The sequence below is a fragment of the Haloplanus sp. GCM10025708 genome, from assembly GCF_042663985.1.
Lineage (GTDB): Archaea > Halobacteriota > Halobacteria > Halobacteriales > Haloferacaceae > Salinirarus > Salinirarus marinus.
Genome location: NZ_JBHSZA010000011.1, coordinates 2,138,946 through 2,160,364, shown reverse-complemented (window position 1 = coordinate 2,160,364; position 21,419 = coordinate 2,138,946). Strand labels below are relative to the sequence as shown.

Sequence of the window (21,419 nt, the reverse complement as noted above, 5' to 3'; positions counted from 1 at the left end):
ACGGTTCCGCCTCGGTTTTTTCTTCGACGTCGTCCACGACGACGCTTAGCTGTCCGCTCGTGACTGGCTCTACGGGCGTCGTATTCGCGGTCGTGAGAGAACGGAGTGGTGTGCGAGAGAACGGAGCGAATCCGGTCCGAGGTGCCTCTCAGGTCGGTTTCGTCGGCGTCGCCTGCGTCCGTGCACCGCGAGCGACGATGTCACCGGTGTTCGCATCGAAGACGTGGATGTGGTCCGTTTCGAAGCTAATCGCGGCTTCCTCCCCTCCGTCAGCTCGTTGTCCGCGGGGACGACGGCGCGGAGCTCGCCTTCCGGTCCCTCGACGGTCGCCTGCATTCGATCGCCGATCCGCTCGATGAGCGTTATCTCGCCGCTGAAGTAGCCCTCGCTGTCGGTCTGGTCGAGCGTGACGATCTCCGGGCGGAAGCCGACGGTGACCGTCGAGCCGGTGAGTTCGTCCTCGTAGTTCACGTCGATGTCGAGCCTGGTTCCGTAGACGTCGAGCGTGATCGAGGAGTCGTCGGAGTCGACGACGTCGCCCGTGACGAAGTTCATGCTCGGGTTGCCGATGAACTGCGCGACGAAGGTGTTGACGGGGCGGGTGTACAGTTCGTCCGGCGAGCCGACCTGTTCGAGGTTGCCGTCGTTCATCACGGCGATTCGGTCGCTCATCGTCATCGCCTCCTCCTGGTCGTGGGTGACGTACAGCGTCGGTTTCCCGACCCGCTTGTGGACGCGCTGGATCTCCTTGCGAATCTCGACTTTCAGTTTCGCGTCGAGGTCGCTCAGCGGTTCGTCCATCAGGAACGCCTGCGGGTCCTGCACGACGGTTCGTGCGAGGGCCGCGCGCTGTCGCTGTCCGCCGCTCAGTTCGGCGGGATGCTTGTCGAGCAGTTCGGGGATCTGCATGATCTCGGCCGCGTCGGACGCCTCCTGTGCGCGCTGCTCTTTGGGGACGCCCCTGACCTTAAGCGGGTACGCGATGTTCTCCCGGATGGTCATGTGGGGGTAGAGCGCGATGTTCTGGAACATCATCGACAGCCCCCGTTTGTTCGGCGGCACGTCCGTGACGTCCTCGTCGTTGATGAGCAACTTCCCGCTCGTCGGCGTCTCCAGGCCGGCGATGCAGCGCAACGTCGTCGTCTTGCCACAGCCCGACGGGCCGACCAGGGTGACGAACTCGTCCTCTTCGATTTCGAGGTCGATGCTGTTGACGGCCACTTCGATGCCTTCCGGTACGTCGAATTCTTTCCGCAATGATTTTGCTTGGATAGTCATGGTTCCGGAGTCTGGTGCGTGTTCCCTTTCAACACCCTCCCGATTCCTCTTAACGTTTACCCTTGGTGTCGCGGCCCATGACACCGTGGCTCGCGGTGCCTATTAACAACAACTATATACGTCGTCCGCGATGGCCGGTGCATGGAGATACAGTCAGTTGACTCGTTCGTAGTCGGGACCCCGGCCCCGTACAAGGGCGGGCGGAACTGGGTGTTCGTGAAAGTCGAGACGGACGACGGCACGGTCGGCTGGGGTGAGTGCAACTGGTCCGAGTACCGCATCGAGACGCTCCAGCAGGCGATCGACGAACTGAAAGACCGATTCGTCGTCGGCTTCGACCCGTTCGAAATCGAACGGCTGCGCGAACGCATCGACCGGAGTTCGCATTTCCTGCACGTCCCCGGCCCCGTGAACGCGCAGGTGGCGAGCGCCATCGAGATGGCCTGCTGGGACATCGTCGGCAAGGCAGTCGGCGAACCCGTCTACAAGCTGCTCGGCGGGAAGTGTCACGAGGAAGTCCGCTCGTACACGTACATGCATTACGAGTGGGAGCCGCCACAGCCCCCGGAGAAGGCCGCGAAAGCGGCCCGCCACTACGTCGACCAGGGATTCACCGGGCTGAAACTCGACCCGCTTCACCCGATCAACGGTCCCCGCTCGATCCCCCTCGAACAGCTCGAGTACGCCGAATCCATCGTCGCCGCGGTCCGCGAGGAGGTCGGCGACCAGTGTGACATTCTCGTCGGGACGCACGGCCAACTCCCGACGCAGGCGGCTATCCGACTCGCCCGCCGCATCGAACCGTACGACCCGCTCTGGTTGGAAGAGCCCGTCCCGCCGGAGAACGTCGGCGAGATGGCGAAGGTGGCCGACTCGACGACCATCCCCATTGCGACCGGCGAACGCGTCACGTCGATCCACCAGTTCTCCGAACTCCTCGAATCGGGGGCCGTCCAGATCGTCCAGCCGAACGTCGGACTGCTCGGCATCCTCGGTACGAAGAAAGTCGCCGCCATGGCGGAGGCACACTACGCCGAGGTCGCGCCGTGGCTCTACTGTGGCCCCGTCGCCGGTGCGGCCAACCTCCACGTCGACGCCTGCACGCCCAACTTCCTCGTTCAGGAGAGCATCGAACGCATGGACGGCTTCCACGCCGACGTCCTCGAAGAACCGCTCGATTGGGCCGACGGCTCGCTCGCGATCCCGTCCGGTCCCGGCCTCGGCGTGACGCCCGACGAATCGGTGCTCCGCTCTCGCCCCGAAAACGAACTCCCCGCCCCCGGTGACCGCCCCCACTACTCGTTCGAGCGCAACGAGGAGAAACTCGAAACCCCCGAGGCGATGGACTGACGGACGCCGGTTCAGAATTTCGCCGTCTTCGGGGCCGTCGCCCCCGGTACGCGGGATGGCCGTTCTTACGACGCCCGGTATTTTTATTTCGTCTCCCGCCAAATCCTGATACGAGTTACCGATGACTATACTCGCAGCAGTCGACAACGACGTAGAGACGAGTGCCGTCGTGGAGGTCGCCGTCGACCTCGCCGAGGCGTACGACGACGAACTCGTCGTCCTCCACGTCATGCCACAGAAGCGATTCGACTCGCTTCACGAGGCGGCACAGAGCCCGAAATCGAGTTCTCACTTCACCTCGTCGTCCGACAGCGGCCTCCCGTACGTCGAATCGGGACGGCTGAGCGGCGAGGGGTACTTCGTCGACGACGCGATGGCGGACGCGGCCAACGTCGCCGACAGCGTCGTCGCGGCGACGGTCGACGACCGGTCGAACATCTCGGTCGAGGGCCGCGTCGGCACGCCGACCGAGGAGATCGTCGACGCGGGCCAGCAACTGGACGCTCGCTACATCGTCGTGGGCGGTCGAAAACGATCGCCGACCGGAAAAGCGCTGTTCGGCAGCACGACCCAGTCGATTCTGCTGGAGGCGGACCGCCCCGTCGTCACCGTGATGAGCGAGTGAGGCTCACACCCGGTACGTTTCGATTTTGTCGGCGTCGAGTTCGATGCCGAGGCCCGGGCCGTCCGGAACCGGAATCATCCCGTCGTCGTCCGTCTCGATGGTGTCTTTCGCCAGCCGTCGCACCGGGTTCGGCGACCGGTCGAACTCGAACCACGGGTTGCCGGGGAGGGTGCTGACGAGGTTGAGGCTGGCGGCCAGCGTCACCGAGGTGCCCCAGACGTGGGGCACGACCGGGATGCCGTGCTGGGTTCCCTGCGTGACGATGCGCTGAATCGGCGTGAGGCCGCCGACGACGGCGGCGTCGGGTTGTGCGATGTCGACGGCACCGGCGTCGAACAGTCGGTCGAACTCGTGTGGGCCGTGGGACTCCCCGCCGGCGACGCGCAAATCGAGCGTCTCGCGGAGGGAGGCGTAGGCGTCGACGTGGTGTGGCGCGACGGGCTCCTCGAACCAGTAGACGTCGAGTTCTTCGAGCGCGTGGCCGACTTCGCGCGCCGTTCCGGGGTCGTACGCGCAGTTGGCGTCGACCATCAGCGTCGGTTCGTCACCGACGGCTTCGCGGATGCGGCGCACGAGTTCGATGTCTTCTTCGTATCCGTAGCCGACGGTTTCGAGGCCGATTTTACATTTGAGCGACCCGAGGGCCTCCGCGTTCCCCTTCGCCTCCTCGGTGATGCGGCGGTACTGTTCGTCGATGTCCGCACCGTATTTGAAGTAGTGCCCGGTCGCGTACGCCTGTATCCGGTCACGTTCCCGGCCACCGAGGAGCGTCGAGACGGGTTCGCCGAGCAGCTTTCCTTTCAGGTCCCAGAGCGCGATGTCGACGCCGCTTATCGCCGTCAGCGGCGCGTGTGCCTTGAACGCGTTTCGCCCCTTCCCGTACAGCCGGTCGTGGATTCGCTCGACGCGCATCGGGTCTTCGCCTTCGACCATCGGCGCGAGATACTCCTCGACTATCTCGCGGTTGCCCGCGATCGGTCCCCAACACTCACCCCACCCGACGGTGCCGTCGTCCGCCTCGACGCGCACGAGCACTGTCGAGCGCGTGTCGTGCCACCCGGTCGCGGAGCCGAAAGGTTCGTCGAGCGTCGTCCGTATCGATACTGCACTCACGTCGCTAACTGTTGTCATGGTTGCGGTCTCCGGGGCGGTAATTCAGTAGCCGCAACAAATAATTTGGGGTTACAACGAGACGACGAGGTTGCCGTCCTCGACGCGAACGGGGTACGACGGCAACGTAGAGTCCGTGTCGTGGAGGAATCCGTTCTCGCGGAGGTCGAACTCCCACCCGTGCCACGGACAGACGACGACTTCGCCCTCTTTCACCCACATCGTCTCGGTTTCGAGCGTCTCGCGGTCGAAACAGCGGTCGACCGTTCCGCTGGCACTCCCCTCACAGAGGGGCCCGCCCTGGTGTGGACACCAGTTCGGATACGCGACGTAGTCGTCACCGATGTTGTAGACGGCCACCTCGCGGCCCTTCAGTTCGACGATGAGGTGGTCGCCTTCGTCCAGTTGGTCCGCGGGGCCGAGGTTGTGTTCGCTCATCTCTCAGGGGAGTCCGAATACCTCGGTCGAGTTCCGGTGGAGGACCTTCTCCTTGTCGTCGTCCGAGAGATGCTGGAGGAACTTCGACAGCGTGTCCGGTGGTCGAAGTCGTAATGCGGGAAGTCGGTCGCGAACACGAGCGAATCCGCCCCGATCATGTCGATCACCTGCCGCATGTGGTCGGGGTCGTTGAACTCGTCCATCGGCTGCGTGCCGAAGTAGAACTGGTCTCTGAGGTACTCCTCGGGCGACTGTTCGAGCAGCGGCAGTTCGCTACGCCACTGGGCGTATTCGCGGTTCATGCGCGCCATCATCCCCGGAATCCACGCGCCGAGTCCGCCCTCGAGCATGACGAAATCGAGGTCGGGGAACTTCTCGGGGACGCCCTGGAAGACGAGGCTGGTGATGGCGTGTTGCGCCGACCAGATAGGCCCGAGGTTGTGCCACGCGGCGACGGTTTCGAGTTCCCGCAGGACCGGGGCCTTGCGGTGGATGCCGGTGATGTGATAGGCGGGCGTCATGTCGTTGTCCTCCATGGCCTGATACATCACGTCGTAACTCGGGTCGCCCATCGGCTCGTTGAACTCCTCGCAGAGGGCGAAGTACGCGCCGACGATCTGTTCCTCGTCGCCGAGGCGATCGATCTCTTCGGCGGCCGCCTCCGGGTCGCGGGCCGCGACGGTGGCCAGCCCGTAGATGTCGTCGTTTTCGTCGAGGAAGTGATCGAGCATGAAGTCGTTGATCGCTCGGGCTTCCGCGACGGCGCGTTCGGTCTTCAACACCTTGTCTATCGGCGAGAAGATGTTGATGATGGGGTTGTCCACGCCGAACCCCTGCATGAGCGTCTCGTCGAGTTCCTGTGGCGAGGCCACCTCCAGCAGGTTGAACTTCCGAGCGCCGCCAAGGGACTTCGGCCAACCGTGGCTGGGATAGGAGTCTGCCGTCGTGTCCGGGTCCACGTAGTTCCGGTACGGTTTGTCCATATACCGGGCGACTTCCCGGCGGATCTCCTCGTTGTATTTGATGTGAACGTCCGTATCCACGACGCGCGTGTCTTCCAGCGGCGGTACGGCGGTGGAGATGAATTTCTCCATTTCTGCTCGTGACATAGTTCGACTTACCATTCACAGAATGGTTCCAGTACTATTTAAATCGAATCATATTTTAAGTTATGTGTAAGGAATAATGCGGCTTATATTGCCGGGAAACGCACTGTTATGAGCGGAACGTCGGTTTCTCGGCGCGAGGTAACTATGTCAGCTGCACTTCCCGAGTTGCTGGACCGCGTCGCCGGCTACACCGCCGAGATGGACGTCGAGGGCGAGGACTGGCAGTCGGCCGTCGCCGCCCACGGACTTCTCGTGACCGGCCGCGAATCGGCGGCCGCCCGCCACATCCTCGAACGGGCCGTCGAGACGCAGACGGACGAGGGGCTGCTCGCGTACGGGTGGGGGGACTACCCGAAAGAGTGGGCCCGCTGGACCGACTACGACGTGGAGTCGTACAAGCCGACGGCGAACCCCGCGGCGATGGCGTACCCCGTCCTCGAACTGTACGACCGGACCGGCGAGGATCACCTGCTGGACGCGGTCCGCCGACAGTACGAGTTCTTCGAGACGGTCGAACGGACGGCCGACGGCGGTATCACGCGTCGCGCCGACAAGGTCGAGCTCTTCTCCGAGATCATCTACTTCCTCTCGCCGTTTTTCGTCCGGTACGGGCAGATCGTCGGCGACGACGAGGCCATCGCGGATGCCGTCAAACAGATCGAAGTCCACGCCAAGCACTTACAGGACCCACACACCGGCCTCTTTCGCCACATCTGGCAGGAGCAGCCCAACACCTACCCCGGCGGGTCGTTCTGGTCGCGTGGCAACGGCTGGGCGGCCGCCGGCCTCCTCGATACGCTGTTGCTCCTGCCCGACGACCACCCCGACCGGGACGTCGTCGCCGACAGCCTCTACGCCCTGCTGGACGCCGTCGCCGACCTGCAGGACGGTAGCGGCTTCTGGCATCAGCGACTCGACGACCCGATGTCGCCCTCGAGACCTCGGGGACGCTCATCTTCGCGTACACGATGCAGCGCGGCCTGAACGAGGGCCTCCTCGACGAACGGTACGCCGACAACGCCCGCCGCGCGATGGAAGCCTGCGAGGGCATCGTCGACGACGACGGCGCGGTCAAGCGCGTCTCGAAACCGCCCGCCAGTTCGTTCTCGCCGCTCGGCGTGACGCCGTACGGACAGGGTTGGTTCCTCCTCGCCGGCCAGCAGTTCGTCTAATCGACGGTAGCTTTTTGTCGCCGACGTGAGATTCCCGTTCGATGACGCCCGAGATAACGAGCATCGACTGCACCGCGTTCAGTTACCATATCGACGACGTCGGCACCGACGGCAACGGCTTCAACCTCGTCTACCAACCCGGCAACGAACACGAGCGGAAGATGTTCGCGCTCCGCATCAACACCGACGTCGGCGTCACCGGCGAGTACGTCGACATCGGCGGATTCGGCGAGAACGGCCCCGTCGAGGCACAGGTCCGCATGATGGCGGATTACCTCGTCGGGAAGAACCCCTCGCCCGCGAGCGCCACTGGAGCGAAATCCAGCGGGGCTTTCGCAAGTACGACCGGATGGGGCTCGGTCCCATCGACATCGCCCTCTGGGACTTCGCCGGGAAGTACCACGACGCGCCGATCCACGAACTACTGGGCACGTATCGGACGCGTCTGCCCACCTACGCCTCGACGTACATGGGCGACCAGAACGGCGGGCTGGACTCGCCGGCGGCGTACGCCGACTTCGCCGAGGAGTGTCTGGAGATGGGCTACCCCGCGTTCAAGGCACACGGCTGGGGCGGCGGTGACGACCAGCGAGACATCGACCGGGAGGTAGCGACGGTCCTCGAACTGGGGGAGCGAGTGGGCGACGAGATGGATCTGATGCTGGATCCGGCCTGCGAGTACGAGACGTTCGCCGACGCCCTCGAAGTCGGGAAGGCCTGCGACGAGGCGGACTTCTTCTGGTACGAGGACCCCTACCGCGACGGCGGCATCTCCCAACACGGCCACCGGACGCTCCGCGAGCGGGTCGACACGCCCCTCCTGCAGGGCGAACACCTCCGCGGCCTCCCCTCCAGACGGACATGATGGCCACCGAATCGACGGACCTCGTCCGCGCGGACCCCGAGTACGACGGCGGCATCACGGGCGCGATAAAGATCGCCCGCGTCGCCGAGGGGTTCGGCCTCGACGCCGAAGTCCACTCCGCGGGCCCGGCCCACCGCCACTGCGTCGCCGCCATCCGCAACACCAACTACTACGAGATGGCGGTCGTCCATCCCGACTGCAGGGGGTCGCGGAATCTCCCCGTCTACGCCGGCGACTACAACGACGACCTGGACGCCGTTGACTCGGACGGCACCGTCCCGGTTCCGGACGGCCCCGGTCTCGGCGTCGAGTACGACTGGCCGTTCATCGACCGCAACCGACTCGACTACTGGGAAGTCTCCTGAGCCGTTCCCATGTTCGATTACCTGTCGCTCGACGAGAAACTGGACGAGGAGGCCCGGATGGTCCGCGACACGGCCCGCGAGTTCGTCCGGGATCGGGTGGTCCCCGTCGTCGACGACTACTACCGCGAGGCCCGCTTCCCGGCCGACCTGTTCGAGGAGATGGCCGAACTGGGGTTTTTCGGTGCGTCGCTCGACGGCTACGGCCTCCCCGACCTGAGTGACACGGCCTACGGCGTGTTGATGCGCGAACTCGGTGCGGGCGACAGCGGTATCCGCTCCATCGTCGCCGTCCAGAGCGCCCTCGTCATGTGGCCGATCCACGCCTACGGGAGCGAGGCACAGAAGGAACGCTGGCTCCCTCCCCTCGCCGACGGCGACGTACTCGGCTGTTTCGCCCTCACCGAACCCGAACACGGGTCGGACGCCGGCAGCCTCGAAACGTCGGCGGCAGTCGAGGGCGACGGCTACCGCATCTCCGGCCGCAAGACGTGGATTTCGAGCTCGCCCGTCGCCGACGTGGCCCTCGTCTGGGCGAAAGACCGCTCCCGGGACGGCGACCCGATCCGTGGCTTTCTGGTCGAAACCGACCGGGCGGGAGTCGACGTGACGAAACTCGACGGCAAACTCTCGATGCGGGTGTCGGTGACGGGCGAGGTGGGACTGAACGACGTCTACGTGCCCGAGGAGAACGTCCTCCCCGGCGTCGAGGGGTTGAAAGGGCCGCTCTCGTGTAACACCGAAGCCCGATACGGTCTCGCGTGGGGTCCGTCGGCGTCGCCCGCGACTGTTTCGAGACGGCGCGCGACTACGCGACCGACCGCGAGCAGTTCGGCAAGCCCATCGCCGGCTTCCAACTCCAGCAGGAGAAACTCGCGGAGATGGCCACCCAGATCACGACCGCCCACCTCCTCGCACACCGGCTGGCCGACCTCAAAGAGCGGGGCGACCTGCGTCACCAGCAGGTGTCGATGGCAAAGCGGAACAACGTGCGGATGGCCCGCGATCAGGCGCGAGTGGCCCGCGAGATGCTCGGCGGCAACGGCATCACGACGGATTACTCGCCGATGCGCCACATGTCCAACATGGAGACGGTCTACACCTACGAGGGCACCCATGACATCCACTCGCTCATCCTCGGCGAGGATCTGACGGGCGAGAGCGCGTTCGTCTAGTCGTCGACGAACGCCCGCACCGTCGATTCGAATTCGTCGGCGTCCATCTCGTAGACGGTGTAGCCGGCCATCGCCCGGTGGCGGCCGACGGGCCCCACCGTCTCGCCGTCGACGAGGAGGCTCCAGTCGTCCTGAAACTCGACGTTGTAGCCGACGAAGGAGATGCTCACTCCGAGTTCGTCCTCCAGTCGTTCGACCACCTCGTGTTTCATCGTCCCGTCGGCGAACCGCGGCGGGCGGTACGGGCGCAGGCCGTGTTCCTCGAATTCCTCGACGGCCTCGCGCCACCACTCCGGCAGGTCGGACACGTCCACGTCCTCGTACGGGTCCGATCGCGTCTCGCCGGGGGCGCGGTGTCTGAGCGCTTCCACGTCGCGTTCCGTGTCGTCCATGGACGATCAATAGGCCGCCCGCGTAAAGAGTGTGTGGCGTCAGGCGACCCAGTTTTTCATCTCGCGACCCGCGGCCAGTCTGTCGACGTTCTCGCGGAGGATGTCGCCGACGAGCCGGAAGTAATCGCGCGTGTGAGCGGCGGTGTGGGGCGTGACGACGACGTTCTCCATGTCCCACAGCGGGGAGTCGTCGGGGAGCGGTTCCTCTTCGAAGACGTCCAGTCCCGCGCCCGCGATCGCTCCGGATTCGAGCGCGGAGACCAGCGCCGACTGGTCGACGACCGGACCGCGCGAGACGTTGATGAGGTAGGCGTCGTCGTCCATCCGTTCGAGTTCCGACGCGCCGACGAGGCCGCGCGTGCCGTCGGTGAGGGGGACGGCGAGGGCGACGAAGTCGGCGTCGCCGATGGCCTCGTGGAGTTCGTCGGCGGGGTAGACTTTCCGCACGCCGTCGACGGGTTCGACGGTGCGCTTGACGCCGACGACGTCCATCCCGAGGGCGTCGGCGCGGGTCGCGATGCCCTGTCCGAGCGTTCCCAACCCCACGACACAGAGGCGGTTGTCGGCGACGGTGAACGGTTCGTGCCAGTCCGGTCGGTCCCACTCGTGGTCGCGCTGGCTCCAGCGATACCGGTGGAGCAGGCGGGCGAACATCAGCATGTAGCACGCGGCCGTTTCGCCGACGCTCTCGTCGTGGATGCCGGTGCTGTTGGTGAAGGCGATGTCGTCGGCCGCCATCGCCTCGGTGTCGAAGCGGTCGTAGCCGGCCTGGATCGTGTGGATCCACTCGATGTCGGTGCCGAGGAAGTCGTCGGTGTACTCGAAGGTGACGAGGGCGTCACAGTCGGCGGCGTCCGCGGTGGAGACGACCGCGACCTCGGGGACGGCGTCGGCGAGGTAGTCTCGGAGGTTCTCCGGGGGAAGACGCGCCCGACCGATTCGTGTACGCCGAAGCGTTCGATCGTTCCGGTCATGCTATGCCTCGTCGAACAGCGTCTCGCCGTCTACCATGTTCTCCTCGACGACGTCGAGGTTCAGCGTGAGGCCGAGTCCCGGCGACTCGTGGACGGGCACGTGGCCGTCGTCGAGGGCGGACTCCTCGACCAGGTCGTGCCACTCGGGGACGTCGTAGGAGTGGAATTCGAGGGCGACGAAACTCGGGACGGCGGCTGCGACGTGGGCGCTCGCCATCGTCCCCACCGGCGAACTGAGGTTGTGCATCGCCATCGGCGTGTAGTAGGTGTCGGCCATGTCGGCTATCTTTCGCGTCTCGCGCATCCCGCCGACTTTCGGCACGTCGATGTGGAGGATGTCGGCCGCCCCCGACGTAATCAGGTCGGCCACGCCGTGTCGCCGGGCGAGGTTCTCGCCGGTGGCGATGGGCGTCGACGTGGCCTCGGTGACGTCCTTCTGGACGCCGACGTTCTCGGGCGGAATCGGGTCTTCCAGCCACCACACGTCGTAGGGTTCGATCGCGCGAGCGACGCGCTTGGCGCTCTCGGCGGTGAACCCCAGTGGCAGTCGAAGGCCGCCTCGGCGTCGGGAGAGACGCGTTCGGTCACCGCCTCGACGATGGCGCGGCGGTGTTCGACGTCGGCGCTGGAGAGGCGGCGGTTTGCGTGGTCTTTCTCGACGCCGCTGTGCAGGTCGAGGTTGAATTTGATGCCGTCGAAGCCGTATTCGGAAATCGTCCGCTCGGCCTCGTCGGCGAACTGCTCGGGCTCCCACCCGCGTTCGTGTTCGCAGTCACAGTAGGCCCGCACTTCGTCGCGGTACTTCCCGCCGAGCAACTGGTAGGCGGGCACCTCCAGTACCTTCCCCGCGATGTCGTGCAGCGCGATCTCGATGCCGGAGATGGCCGAGACGATGGTGCCGCCGATGGAGCCTTCGAGGGTCATCCGTTCTACCATCTGCTCGTAGAGCCGGTCGATGTCGAGGGGTTCTCGCCGACCAGCAGGGGTTTGATGCGTTCGACGTTGCCGGGGACGCCGCCGGCGGGGAACGACTCGCCGGTCCCGACGATGCCCGCGTCCGTGTAGACGCGGACGAACGTCCACAGGAAACTCCCGTACTCGCCGGTGTCGCCGACCACCGTCGTCTGGACGTCGGTTATCTCCAGATCCCGAATCCCGGGCTCGCGGTCGACTTCGAGTCCCAGTCGCTCTGCCGAGAGGGTGCGCTTGATTCCCATGGGCCGGAAACACCCTGCGCTGTCGCTTAAACGTTCGGGTGAGAGAGAACCCCGGTGGGGACGGCTACAGCCGCACCGCGTGCGAGAGCGTACCGACGCCCTCGATCTCGACTTCGACCCGGTCGCCGTCCTCGAGGGGACCGCGCCCCGACGTCGTCCCCGTCAACACCACGTCGCCGGGTTCGAGCGTCGCGTACTGGGTCACCTCCGCGAGTATCTCGGGCACCGAGAAAACGAGGTTCGACAGCGACGAGGACTGCCTGACCTCGCCGTTCACGCGGGTGGTGATGGCGGCGTCGTCGGGAACGTCCTCGGGGGCGACCACCGCGGGACCGAGGGGGCACGCTCCGTCGAACGCCTTCCGTCTGAAGGTGTCGTCGCCGGCGTCGTTCGTCAGATCGTCGGCCGCCGTGTACCCCGCGACGACGTCCATCGCCGCCTCGGGGGTGAGGTTCCGACACCGTTCGCCCACGACGACGGCCAACTCCCCTCGAAGAGGATGTCGTCGGTCGGCAGAGTGACCCGACTCCCCGGGCCGGCGACGGCGCTTGGGGGTTTCGAAAACAGCATCGGGCGCGCGGGCGGGTCGTCCGGATCGTCCAGCATCTCGACGTAGGTGCCGGCGGCACCGACGACTTTGGTCGGTTCTGCCGGCGGCAGGAGGCGAACGGACGCCTGGTCGAACGTCCCTTCGGAGGCGACGACGCGCCCGTCGCGGAGTTCGCCCGTCGCGACGCGCCCCGAAGGCGCGAGAAATCGGACGTGTCCGGCCATGTTATTTCCCCCAGTTGGCGCTGGTGACGGCACCCTCGGCGGCCGATCCGAACATCGACCCGTATTTGGCGATGACGCGGGACTCCTTCTCGGGTTCCGGGGCTCCCAGTCGTCGAGGCGGGCCTGCAGTTCGTCGTCGTCGACGTCGACGTGGAGGCGGCGTTCGGGGATGTCGATCTCGATGGCGTCGCCGTCGCGCACCGCGGCGAGCGGGCCGCCGACGTACGACTCGGGCGCGATGTGGCCGATCATCGGCCCCCGGGTCGCCCCCGAGAACCGGCCGTCGGTACAGAGGGCGGCGTCGTCGTCCAGGTCCTGTCCGACGAGGGCGGCGGTCACGTCGAGCATGCCGGGCATTCCGGGGCCGCCCTGTGGCCCCTCGTTTCTGACGACGAGGACGCTCCCGGGGTCGACGCCGCCGTTCTGGATGGTCTCGTAGGCCGTTCCCTCGTCGTCGAAGACGCGGGCGGTGCCGGAAAAGCGGAACTCCTTGTCGCCGGTCACCTTGATGACCGCGCCGTCCGGCGCGAGGTTGCCCTTCAGGATGACGATGGCTCCCGACTCGTAGAGGGGGTCGTCGACGGGGCGGACCACGTCCGGATCGGGTTCGGGGAGGTCGAGCGCGTCGAGGTTTTCGGCCAACGTCCGCCCGGTGCAGGTCATGACGTCGCCGTCGAGGAGGCCGGCGTCGAGGAGACGTTTCATGACGACGGGCACGCCGCCGTCGCGGTGCAGGTCGGCCATCACGTACGTCCCGCCGGGGCGGAGGTTACAGATCTGTGGCGTCTCGCGCATGATGCGGTCGAAGTCGTCGATAGAGAGGTCGACGTCCACCTCGTCGGCGAGGGCGAGGAGGTGGAGGACGGCGTTGGTCGATCCGCCGATGGCCGCACAGAGGGCGACGGCGTTCTCGAAGGTCGCCCGCGTGAGGATCTCGCTCGGGCGGACGTCGGCTTCGAGCGCCTGCATCACGACTTCGCCGGCCTCGAAGGCGGCGTCGATCCGGTCGTCGGACTCTGCGGGCGGCGTCGCCGCACCGGGCGGGCTCATGCCCAGCCCTTCGGCCAGCGACGCCATCGTGTTCGCCGTGTACATCCCGGCGCACGATCCTTTCCCGGGGCAGGCGTCGTGTTCGAGGGCTTCGAGTTCCGCCTCGTCGATTTCGCCCTTGCGGTACTTGCCGAGCATCTCGAAGACGTCCTGGACGGTGACTTCCTCTCCGGCGTGGTGGCCCGGGAGCATCGTCCCGCCGTAGAGGAAGACGGAGGGGACGTCGAGTCGGGCCGCGCCCATCAACATCCCGGGCAGATTCTTGTCGCACCCGCCCATTACGACGAGGGCGTCGAGACACTCCGAGAGCGCGACCAGTTCCACCGAGTCGGCGATGAGCTCCCGCGAGATGAGCGACGTCCGCATCCCCTCGTGACCCGTGGCGATGACGTCGCTGATGGTGACGGTGCCGAACTCCAGCGGGAGACCGCCACCGGCGTCGACGCCGGCTTTCGACTCGTCGGCGAGTTCGTCGAGGTGGACGTTGCACGGCGTCACGTCGGACGCCGGGTTGGCGATGCCGACCAGCGGTTTCGACAGGTCCTCGTCGGTGTGCCCCATCGCCCGAAAGAGGGCGCGATGCGGGGCCCGGTCCGGACCGTCCAGTACTTCCTTGCTTCGCAGGCTGTCGGCCATGCCTTCTCCGTACGAGTGCCGAATAATAAAGACTGTCACGAACGCCTCTCCCCGCCGGACGAGAGCGCTCCGTGCCACCACGACACACCCTATTCGTAAGGAATATATGTGCCGGACGTGAGGCAGGTGGTGTGCTAAACGATGGCAATAGAAAATCCACTGTCGACTAGCGTCACGGACTCACGATTCCGTGAGATCCAGACGACGTTGTACGAGGTGTTGTCCAGAAAGTGGGTGTTGGCCGCGATAACAATACTCCCGGCGCTCGGGTTGTTCGCGTTCGTCAACCTCATCCCCATTCTCTGGGCAGTGTCGGCATCGTTCTTCGAGATATCGGCGTTCTCGCCCGAATGGATCTGGAACGGCACCCAGAACTACGTCCAGCTGTTCGGTTCGAGCGCGTTCTGGGCGTCGCTCGGCCGATCGCTCGTCTTCGCCGGCGGATCCGTCGCCGTCCAGCTCACGTTCGGTATCGTCGTCGCGTTGCTGGTCAATCGGGAGTTCAAATACGCGACGCTCATTCGCGCGCTGGCGATGCTCCCGTACCTCATCCCGACCGCCGTCCTCGGCTTCATCGCTCTCTGGATGGGTAACAGCCAGTTCGGTATCATCAACCAGATCCTCGTCCAACTCGGGTTCATCACGGACCCCATCGCGTGGTTCGGGAATCCCGACCTGGCGATGATCGCCGTCATCCTCACGAGCAGCTGGAAGTTCTCCATCTTCGTGACCATCATGGTGCTCGCGCGACTCCAGAGCATCCCGGAGGGACTGTACGAGGCAGCCACCGTCGCCGGTGCGACGCCCTTCCAGAAGTTCCGGGACATCACGCTCCCGAACATCAAGGGCGTCATCTTCATCGTCCTCCTCCTGCGCGGCGTGTGGATGTTCAACAAGTTCGACATCATCTACGTGCTGACGCAGGGCGGTCCCGCGGGCGCGACGACGACGAGCGCCATCTACGCGTACAACGTCGCCTTCGTCAACACGTCGCTCGGGCAGGCGGCCGCCGTCTCCACCGTGCTGTTCATCATGCTGGCGGGTGCGGCAGCCGTCTACTTCTACGTCTTCGAACCCTCCCAGGAGGTGCGTGTCGAATGAGAGAGATTCGTCTCGACGGCGACAACGTTCCGCTGTGGAATCAGCTCAGCTACCCCCAGCGGGGAAGCTCTCGAACTGGCTCATCGGGCTTTGTGCCGGTGCAGGGCTCTTGCTCATCATCTTCCCGCTGTACTGGATGGCCGTGACGGCGTTCACGCCGTCCCAGCAGATCTTCCAGACGCCGGCACCGTACTACCCCACCGCCTTCACGCTGGACAACTTCGCGCAAATCTTCAACGACACTCAGTTCCCGACGTGGTACATGAACAGTATCCTCGTCTCGGTGGGTGTGGTGTCGCTGACGACCATCACGGCGACGCTCGGCGGATACGGGCTGACCCGCATCGACTTCCCCAAAAGCGGACGTTCGCCCGGACCATCCTCTTCGGGTACATGTTCCCGGCCATCCTGCTCGCCATCCCGATGTTCATCTTCTGGCGGCAGCTCGGCTGGATTAACAGCTTCATCGGCCTCATCTTCGCCGACACCGCAGTGTCGCTGCCGTTCTCGCTGTGGCTGATGTGGAAGTTCTTCCAGACCGTCCCCTACTCGCTGGAGGAGTCGGCGTACATGAACGGCGCGACGCGCTTCCGCGCGTTCTACGAGATCGCCCTGCCGATGGCGAAGCCCGGTATGGTCGCCGTCGCAGTGTTCTCCTACGCCATCGCGTGGAACGAGTTCACCATCCCGTCCGTGCTGATGGTGAGCAGCGACAAGTGGGTGCTGACCATCGGGCTCTACAGCTTCACCGTCCAGAACTCCATCCTCTGGGGACAGCTGATGGCCGCGAGCGCGATGACCATCATCCCGTCGTTCCTGTTCGTGTTCTTCCTCCAGAAATACCTGCTTCGCGGGTTCCGGGCCGGCGGCATCGGGTAATCGACCCGTCGCCGTTCCCGCATCGTTCGACGACCGCCCGTTCTTTTGCCGTTGTCCCGTCGACGTTCAGCTACCACTGCAGTCACCGACTCACCCGGCGGCCCGGCCGACCGACCGTGCCCGCGCCCGTCCGTGGGCCTCCGCCGGTTCGCGTTCGCATCGAGCGTCTCCGCCGGCAGATTAGCTGTCCGCTTCGCCTCTCGGGCGTCGTACGGGACGCTCTCGGTCGGCGCACGCTTCGTGCTCGCCGTCGACGGGTCGGCGTCCGCCGCGCCGCCGAGAACTGGCGGCACCTTCCGGCGTCGGTGACTCTCCCGGCGTCTCCCCGGAGGCCTCGCGCCGAGTCTCGACGCTCAGAGGCCGACGCCGAACGCCCGGTTCGCGAGGAGCGCGACGCCCGCGACGCCGAGCATTCCGAGGATGAGGCCGTAGGCCGCCGTCCACCCGTGCGTGCCGGCGAGGGTGCCCGTGACGACGCTCCCCGTCGAACTGACCAGGAGGAACGTCGTCCGGACGAGGCCAAAGCCCGCGCCGCGTTCGGAGGCGTCGAAACGGTCCATAAAGCGGGAGTTGATGACGCCGGTCCAACTCGTCCCGACGCCGAGGGCGAGGGTGCCGACGGCGACGACGGGCAGGGTCGCGGGCTGTGAGAGGAAGATGCCGTAGCCGAGACAGGCGGCGAAAAACGCCGTCGCGAGGAGGGCGTCGCGGCCGAAGGCGTCGGAGAGCTTTCCCAAGGCCGGGAGGCCGGGCGCGGAGAGGCCGAAGATGAGGCCGAAAATCAGGCTCGCCCGCCCGGCCGAGAAGCCGGCGTGTTCGATGAGAAACGTGGGGAAAAAGGAGGCGAACGACTGCCACGCGAAGAAGCCGACGCTGGCGAGGACGGTGGTGAAGGCGACGCCGGGGCGGCCGAGCAACGAGACGAGTTCGCGCAGGTCGAACCGGTCACGCATCGAGAGCGAGGGGTTCTCGGGCGGCGTCGGCTCGACACGCCACGCGACGAGGACGAAGACGGTGAGCGAGGAGACGGCACCGAGGCCGAGCGCGTAGCGCCAGCCGAGTTGCGAGGCGACGTACGTCGCAGCGACGGGCGCGAGCAGCCCGGCCGTCGGCGCACCGACGCTGTGAAAGCCGAGCGCGAGGCCCGTGTCCTCGAACAGCCCCGTCAGATACGACGCCGCGGCGCTGAAATAGAGGCCGGCCCCCATCCCGAGAAAGAGCGCGAAGACGGCGAACGCCGGAAACGACGGCGACATCGCGAGCAGGAGGCTCCCGATGCCCGTGAGGCCGAGCGCGAGGAGGATGACGCGCCGTTCGCCGTACTGTTCACCGAGGACGCCGCTCGGAAACTGACAGAGGGCGTACATCGCCCACATTCCGGTGAGAGCGAGGCCGATGACGCCTTTCGACACCTCGAACGCGCCGCCGACGGCCGGAATGACGGGGCTGATGACCAACCTCGCGACCATCGTCCCGAAGAAAGCGCCCGCAGTGAGAACGAGAACCGTCCGTTTGTATCGACTGCTCATGAACTGCAGGCAGTTCACGGACGACGTCCATGTGTTTATCGGTCACGGCTCCCTCGGTAGCCGGTCACAACCATTAAGAGCATCTTGCTCGACAGGAGTGGTAATGCACGTCTGCGTACTAGGCGCTGGAACGATGGGTCACGGAATCGCACAGGTCTCCGCGATGGGCGGCCACGACGTCGTCCTCCGGGACATCGAGGCGGATCTCGTCGAGGACGGTATCGAATCGATACGCGCGAACCTCCAGAAGGGGGTCGACATCGGCAAAGTGTCCGAGGCGGAGATGGCGGCGACGCTCGACCGGATCGAGGGCGAGACGGCGATCGAAACGGCCGTCTCGGGATCGGACCTCGTCGTCGAGGCCATCCCCGAGGACATCGAACTGAAACGCGAGACGTTCGAGACGGTCGAGAGCCACGTCGCCCGCGACACGGTGTTGGCGACGAACACGTCGTCGCTCTCGGTGACGGAGATCGCCGACGCCGTCGAGGAGCCGGGGCGGGTACTCGGTCTGCATTTCTTCAACCCCCGCACATCATGGAACTCGTCGAAGTCGTCGTCGCCGAACAGACCACCGACGAGACCCGGGAGTTCGGCGAGGCGTTCGTCGAGGGGATCGACCGGACGGCGGTGACGGTGACGGACTTCCCCGGGTTCGCCTCCTCGCGGTTGGGAATCACGCTCGGCGTCGAAGCCATCCGGATGGTCCAGCAGGGCGTCGCGAGCGTCGAGGACATCGACGCCGCGATGGAGCTGGGCTACAACCACCCGATGGGCCCGCTCGAACTCGGCGACGTCGTCGGCCTCGACGTCCGCCTGGACGTTCTCGAATATCTGCGCGAGGAACTCGGCGAGCGGTTCCGCCCGCCGCAACTGCTCAAACAGAAGGTACGCGCCGGGAAACTCGGGCGCAAAACGGGGAGGGCTTCTACGTCTGGGAGGACGGCGAGAAAGTCGGCGTCAGCGGGGGTGACGCGCGATGACCGACGAGGGCGTCGAGGCGGTGGCGGCGGAGTGCGAGACGATCGACGCCAGCGTCGGCGACAGAGTCCCCCACGTCGCGACGATCGTCTTCGACCGGCCGGAGGCGCGAAACGCGATGAACGGACAGGTCCGCCGCGAGTTCAAGCGCGTCTTCGCGCGCGCCGAGGAGGACGACGAGGTTCGCGTCGTCGTCCTCACGGGCTCGGACGAGACGAGTTCCTTCGTCGCCGGTGCGGACGTGACGGAACTTCGCGAACGCGACCCGCTCGAACAGCGCGAGGCGGGCAAGCGCCCGCGCATCTACGAGGTAGTGGCCGGCTCCGACAAACCGATCATCGCCCGGCTCAACGGCCACACCCTCGGTGGCGGATGTGAACTCGCGCAGGCCTGCGACGTGCGCATCGCCCGCGAGGGGGCCAAACTCGGCCAACCCGAGACCAACCTCGGCATCATCCCCGGCGGCGGCGGCACGCAGCGACTCCCGCGGCTCGTCGGCGAGGGCCACGCCATGCGCCTCGTCCTGACGGGCGAACTGATCGACGCTACGGAGGCGGCCGACATCGGCCTCGTCGAGGAGGTCTGCGACGAGGAGACGTTCGACGACCGGGTGTACGAACTCGCGGGGGCGATGGCCGAAAAGAGCCCCGTCGCGCTCGAGTTCGCCAAACAGGCGGTGCAGGCGGCCTCGCGGATGGATCTGGACGACGGCATCGAGTACGAGGCGGAACTGTTCTCGCTGCTGTTCGCCAGCCACGACAAAAACGAGGGCATCGACGCCTTCCTCGAGGACCGGGACCCCGAGTGGGAGGGACGATGAGCGACGACGTCTACATCGTCGGCGCGTACGAACACCCGACGCGGGAAGCGCCCGACAAATCCACGATGCAGCTCCATGCGGAGGTGTCCAAGGGCGCGCTCGCGGACGCCGGCCTCTCGAAGGACGACGTCGACGGCTACCTCACCGCCGGGATGCCCGAGTACGAACACGGATTCGCCCCGCTCATCATGGCCGATTACATGGGGCTCGACCTCTCCTACGCGGATTCGACGGATTACGGCGGGTCGTCGTACGTGAGCCACGTCGGCCACGCGACCAGCGCGATCCGCGACGGCAAATGTGACGTGGCGCTGGTGACGCTCGCGGGGCGGCCCCGTTCGCGGAGCCAGTCGACGGGGACGGGCGTGCGGAAACTCCGCACCTTCCAGGACAGTTTCGAGCGGATCTACGGCGCGACGAACGTGCCGACGTACGCGATGGCCGCCCGCCGCCACATGCACGAGTTCGGGACGACCAGCGAGCAGCTCGCGGAGATTCGGGTCGCCGCCTCCCATCACGCCCAGTACAACGAACACGCCCTCTACCGCGACCCGGTCACCGTCGAGGACGTGGTGAACTCGCGGATGATAGCGGACCCGCTCCACCTGCTCGACTGTTGTGTCATCACCGACGGCGGCGGGGCCTTCGTCGCCGTCTCCGAGGACGTCTACGAGGAGTTGGACCGCGACGGCGTGCGCGTGATGGGTCACGGCGAAACCCCGTCACACCACGACGCCGGCCGCATCGATCTGACGCGGACGGGCGCGGAGCAGTCGGGACAGCGAGCCTTCGCCGAGGCGGGCGTCACCCCCGACGACGTGGACTACGCCTCCATCTACGACTCCTTTACCATCACCGTCCTCGAAGCCATCGAGGACCTCGGCTTCTGCGAGAAGGGCGAGGGCGGGGAGTTCGTCGAGGGCGGGACGCTCAGAGCGCCCGACGGTGCCCTCCCGTTCAACACGGACGGCGGCGGCCTCAGTTCGAACCATCCGTCGAACCGTGGCGGCATGACGAAAGTCCTGGAAGCGGTGCGCCAGCTCCGCGGCGAAGCGAACCCCGAAGTCCAGGTCGACGCCGACGTCGCCCTCGTCCACGGGACTGGCGGCGACATCGGGACGCGCCACGGCGCGGCCACGACGGTTCTCGGGAGGGTCGACCGATGACCGACACGTGGGAACCCCGGCCGGTGCCGGAGGTGAACCCCGAGACCGAGGCGTTCTGGCGGGCCGCGAGCGACGGTGAGTTCCTGCTCTCTGCGTGCGACGACTGCGGACTCGTCTTTCACTACCCCCGGTCGCTCTGCCCCGACTGCTTCAGCGAGGACGTGGACTGGCAGCAAGCGGCGGGAACCGGCACCATCTACTCCTACTCCGTCTCCGAGAGCGTCAGCGGGTGGCCGGAAGACGGACTCCCGCTCGTCATCGCGTACGTCGAACTCGACGAGGGGCCGCGAGTGATGACGAACGTCCAGGACGTCGACCCGGACGACGTCGAGGTCGGGCTGGCCGTCGAAGCCCGGTTCGTTCCGACCGAGGAGGAGAACGTCGCGGTGCCCGTCTTCGTCCCCGCGGAGTGAGGC

At 66.1% G+C, this 21,419-nt stretch carries 17 protein-coding genes and 6 pseudogenes; 12 read left to right on the top strand and 11 right to left on the bottom strand.

The features are described from left to right. Nucleotides 1-69: 69 nt before the first annotated feature. A complete protein-coding gene (locus ACFQJD_RS15240; protein ID WP_379799362.1) occupies nt 70-1,278 on the bottom strand; it encodes an ABC transporter ATP-binding protein in 1,209 nt (402 codons plus the stop codon). Between the two features lie 141 nt (nt 1,279-1,419). Here ACFQJD_RS15240 and ACFQJD_RS15235 point away from each other — a divergent pair, with 141 nt between their 5' ends. Then, nucleotides 1,420-2,628 carry a mandelate racemase/muconate lactonizing enzyme family protein gene (locus ACFQJD_RS15235; protein WP_379799360.1) on the top strand — a complete coding sequence of 403 codons (1,209 nt, stop codon included), beginning with the start codon at nt 1,420-1,422 and terminating at the stop codon, nt 2,626-2,628. Between the two features lie 121 nt (nt 2,629-2,749). Further along, nucleotides 2,750-3,253, top strand: a complete 504-nt coding sequence (locus tag ACFQJD_RS15230; RefSeq protein ID WP_379799358.1) for a universal stress protein — start codon at nt 2,750-2,752, stop codon at nt 3,251-3,253. A 3-nt stretch (nt 3,254-3,256) separates the two neighbouring features. Here the strand turns inward: ACFQJD_RS15230 and ACFQJD_RS15225 are convergent, their stop codons facing one another. Genes ACFQJD_RS15225 through ACFQJD_RS15215 form a run of 3 tightly spaced genes read right to left on the bottom strand, consistent with a single transcriptional unit; the run spans nt 3,257 to nt 5,910 of the window. After that, nucleotides 3,257-4,384, bottom strand: coding sequence for a mandelate racemase/muconate lactonizing enzyme family protein (locus ACFQJD_RS15225; RefSeq protein WP_379799356.1), 1,128 nt, complete (start codon nt 4,382-4,384; stop codon nt 3,257-3,259). Nucleotides 4,385-4,435: 51 nt separating this feature from the next. After that, complete coding sequence (locus tag ACFQJD_RS15220) at nt 4,436-4,801, bottom strand: Rieske (2Fe-2S) protein (RefSeq protein WP_379799354.1); 366 nt, start codon at nt 4,799-4,801, stop codon at nt 4,436-4,438. After that, entirely contained in the window at nt 4,798-5,910 is a 1,113-nt protein-coding gene (locus tag ACFQJD_RS15215) for an amidohydrolase family protein (RefSeq protein WP_379799352.1), read from the bottom strand. Before ACFQJD_RS15215 ends, ACFQJD_RS15220 begins: the two co-directional genes overlap by 4 nt. Nucleotides 5,911-6,018: 108 nt before the next feature. Here ACFQJD_RS15215 and ACFQJD_RS15210 point away from each other — a divergent pair. From ACFQJD_RS15210 to ACFQJD_RS15200, 3 pseudogenes are all read left to right on the top strand, one after another. Next, nucleotides 6,019-7,082, top strand: a pseudogene (locus ACFQJD_RS15210) (glycoside hydrolase family 88 protein). A 41-nt stretch (nt 7,083-7,123) separates the two neighbouring features. After that, nucleotides 7,124-8,312: pseudogene (locus ACFQJD_RS15205) on the top strand (enolase C-terminal domain-like protein). A 9-nt stretch (nt 8,313-8,321) separates the two neighbouring features. Next, a pseudogene (locus ACFQJD_RS15200) lies at nt 8,322-9,484 on the top strand (acyl-CoA dehydrogenase family protein). Here ACFQJD_RS15200 and ACFQJD_RS15195 read toward each other — a convergent pair. From ACFQJD_RS15195 to ilvD, 6 genes and pseudogenes are all read right to left on the bottom strand, one after another. Continuing rightward, entirely contained in the window at nt 9,481-9,876 is a 396-nt protein-coding gene (locus tag ACFQJD_RS15195) for a hypothetical protein (RefSeq protein WP_379799350.1), read from the bottom strand. The pseudogene ACFQJD_RS15200 and the gene ACFQJD_RS15195 sit on opposite strands and share 4 nt — an antisense overlap. Nucleotides 9,877-9,915: 39 nt before the next feature. After that, nucleotides 9,916-10,815 carry a D-2-hydroxyacid dehydrogenase gene (ddh, locus tag ACFQJD_RS15190; RefSeq protein WP_379800556.1) on the bottom strand — a complete coding sequence of 300 codons (900 nt, stop codon included), beginning with the start codon at nt 10,813-10,815 and terminating at the stop codon, nt 9,916-9,918. A 36-nt stretch (nt 10,816-10,851) separates the two neighbouring features. Continuing rightward, nucleotides 10,852-12,067, bottom strand: a pseudogene (locus tag ACFQJD_RS15185) (mandelate racemase/muconate lactonizing enzyme family protein). 64 nt (nt 12,068-12,131) lie between these two features. Then, on the bottom strand, nt 12,132-12,500 hold the full coding sequence (locus tag ACFQJD_RS15180; protein ID WP_379800554.1) for a fumarylacetoacetate hydrolase family protein: 369 nt from the start codon (nt 12,498-12,500) through the stop codon (nt 12,132-12,134). After that, on the bottom strand, nt 12,461-12,841 hold the full coding sequence (locus ACFQJD_RS15175) for a hypothetical protein (RefSeq protein WP_379799348.1): 381 nt from the start codon (nt 12,839-12,841) through the stop codon (nt 12,461-12,463). Before ACFQJD_RS15175 ends, ACFQJD_RS15180 begins: the two co-directional genes overlap by 40 nt. A gap of 1 nt (nt 12,842) precedes the next feature. Beyond that, nucleotides 12,843-14,527, bottom strand: a pseudogene (gene ilvD / locus ACFQJD_RS15170) (dihydroxy-acid dehydratase). A gap of 234 nt (nt 14,528-14,761) precedes the next feature. Here ilvD and ACFQJD_RS15165 point away from each other — a divergent pair. The 3 genes from ACFQJD_RS15165 to ACFQJD_RS15155 all read left to right on the top strand — a co-directional run bounded on the left by ACFQJD_RS15165 (nt 14,762) and on the right by ACFQJD_RS15155 (nt 16,816). Continuing rightward, a complete protein-coding gene (locus ACFQJD_RS15165) occupies nt 14,762-15,628 on the top strand; it encodes a carbohydrate ABC transporter permease (protein ID WP_379800552.1) in 867 nt (288 codons plus the stop codon). A gap of 255 nt (nt 15,629-15,883) precedes the next feature. Further along, nucleotides 15,884-16,507, top strand: a complete 624-nt coding sequence (locus ACFQJD_RS15160) for a carbohydrate ABC transporter permease (protein WP_379799346.1) — start codon at nt 15,884-15,886, stop codon at nt 16,505-16,507. A gap of 132 nt (nt 16,508-16,639) precedes the next feature. Next, nucleotides 16,640-16,816 carry a hypothetical protein gene (locus tag ACFQJD_RS15155; RefSeq protein WP_379799344.1) on the top strand — a complete coding sequence of 59 codons (177 nt, stop codon included), beginning with the start codon at nt 16,640-16,642 and terminating at the stop codon, nt 16,814-16,816. Between the two features lie 44 nt (nt 16,817-16,860). Here ACFQJD_RS15155 and ACFQJD_RS15150 read toward each other — a convergent pair whose 3' ends face one another. After that, the gene (locus ACFQJD_RS15150; RefSeq protein ID WP_379799342.1) at nt 16,861-18,036 is read right to left on the bottom strand and encodes an MFS transporter; all 1,176 of its coding nucleotides are present in this window, start codon (nt 18,034-18,036) and stop codon (nt 16,861-16,863) included. A 103-nt stretch (nt 18,037-18,139) separates the two neighbouring features. Between ACFQJD_RS15150 and ACFQJD_RS15145 the strand changes: the two are divergent. The 4 genes and pseudogenes from ACFQJD_RS15145 (at nt 18,140) to ACFQJD_RS15130 (ending at nt 21,416) form a co-directional block, all read left to right on the top strand. Then, nucleotides 18,140-19,019: pseudogene (locus ACFQJD_RS15145) on the top strand (3-hydroxyacyl-CoA dehydrogenase family protein). Further along, the gene (locus ACFQJD_RS15140; protein WP_379799340.1) at nt 19,016-19,837 is read left to right on the top strand and encodes an enoyl-CoA hydratase/isomerase family protein; all 822 of its coding nucleotides are present in this window, start codon (nt 19,016-19,018) and stop codon (nt 19,835-19,837) included. Before ACFQJD_RS15145 ends, ACFQJD_RS15140 begins: the two are co-directional and overlap by 4 nt. After that, nucleotides 19,834-21,003, top strand: a complete 1,170-nt coding sequence (locus ACFQJD_RS15135) for a thiolase domain-containing protein (RefSeq protein WP_379799337.1) — start codon at nt 19,834-19,836, stop codon at nt 21,001-21,003. Before ACFQJD_RS15140 ends, ACFQJD_RS15135 begins: the two co-directional genes overlap by 4 nt. Beyond that, complete coding sequence (locus tag ACFQJD_RS15130; RefSeq protein ID WP_379799334.1) at nt 21,000-21,416, top strand: Zn-ribbon domain-containing OB-fold protein; 417 nt, start codon at nt 21,000-21,002, stop codon at nt 21,414-21,416. Before ACFQJD_RS15135 ends, ACFQJD_RS15130 begins: the two co-directional genes overlap by 4 nt. Nucleotides 21,417-21,419: the final 3 nt, after the last annotated feature.